The following is a 1,548-nucleotide window of genomic DNA, read 5'->3' on the forward strand; positions in this document are numbered from 1 at the left end:
CAAGCGACAAGCTCACGCCGCTCTGAAGAGGTAAGAAAACCGGGACGGATCATGCCGTTACTTGAATCGCGACCTTCTTGCACGTCAACCCTTCAGATCTCGGGTCTTCAGTGACTCCGGGTATAACCGTAACAAGGCAGGAGATATCTATTGGGTCGACACCACCGTTGCACCAGTTCAAGGCCCAGACGGTAAAATTCTACGCTATGTGTCGACCCGGTATGACATAACCGACCGGAAACGGTCAGAACTTGAGCTTGAGCGCCTCGCCCTTACTGACGGCTTGACCGGACTAGCCAACCGCACCCGGTTCTTGTCCATGCTGAAGGAACTGCTCGCTACAGAGGACGGTTGCGGCCTGATTGCACTGATCGACCTTGATCACTTCAAGGTGCTCAATGACAGCAAAGGTCATTTCATCGGCGATCTGCTTCTAAAAGAGACAGCCTCGCGCATGAAAGAATTCGTCGGCAAGTATGGGACTGTCGCACGGCTAGGCGGTGACGAGTTCGGCGCAATCATACATTGCGATGCCGTAGCACGCGCGCCGAAAGCCTTTATTGATACCATGCATAAGAAGCTGAGCGAACCTACATCGCTTGAAGGGGCTCCATATGTCCCTTCGTTTTCACTAGGGGTAGCTCAGTACCCGCAGGACGGGGCGTCTGCGGAAATGCTTTTGACCAATGCCGACATCGCGCTTTACGACGTGAAGCGAAACGGACGCGGTGCGTGGCGGTTCTTCGACTCTTCGGCACAAAAGCGCATTGATCATAGAGAGCGCCTTGAGGCCATTGTGGTGGATGCATTGGCAAACGAGGGCTTCACTATTGCATTGCAGCCGATCTGTAGTGTCACGGAACAGGAACATGTGGGTTTTGAGGTGCTGGCCAGATTGTTCCATGATGGGATATTCGTGCCGCCGGATCAGTTCATTCCGGTCGCCGAGGAACAGGGTCACATCCCTGCAATCGGTAGGCTGGTTCTTGAGAAGTCATTTGCCTTCTTTGGTGAAATGAAAAATCATGGCCTGCACCCCGGAAGGCTGGCTGTCAACGTATCACCTGCGCAGTTCCGCGAACCGGGATTTGCTGAAGAAGTTCAGGACCTGTTGTTTCGGTATTGCATTGCTCCGACGGACCTTGTTCTGGAGATCACAGAGACTGCACTAATCGGACGCTCCAAAGAACTCGTGGAGAAAACTCTGTGCCGATTGCGCGCAATGGGCATCAGCATATCTCTGGATGATTTTGGAACGGGGTTTTCGTCTCTGTCTCATTTGCGCGACTTTTCCGTTGATGAAATTAAGGTCGACAAAAGCTTCGTTCAGGATTTGGAAGCTTCGGCCGGAGACCGCGCGCTTATCAAGGGCTTGGTAGAACTTGCGCATTGCCTGAATCTAAGCGTAGTGGCTGAAGGCGTGGGGAATGTCCCGAACGATGTTGAAAAGCGTTTCGGGCGACGCTGCGGATTTCATGGTTATGCGGCTTGATCCAACGGGTCAACCAGCGCATCATTTTGTGGGTCGCGGTGTTTTTCCAATGCGGC

The 1,548-nt window shown here is 53.2% G+C and carries 1 protein-coding gene; it reads left to right on the plus strand.

Annotated features, from left to right (window positions below; translation table 11 throughout):
• The first annotated feature begins 208 nt into the window (after positions 1-208).
• Positions 209-1,492 (plus strand): EAL domain-containing protein, encoded by a 1,284-nt coding sequence (locus tag AAFO90_RS24790; protein ID WP_347511178.1) that lies wholly within the window; start codon positions 209-211, stop codon positions 1,490-1,492.
• The last annotated feature ends 56 nt before the right edge of the window (positions 1,493-1,548 follow it).

Source organism: Phaeobacter sp. CAU 1743 (assembly GCF_039839315.1).
GTDB lineage: Bacteria > Pseudomonadota > Alphaproteobacteria > Rhodobacterales > Rhodobacteraceae > Phycobacter > Phycobacter gallaeciensis_A.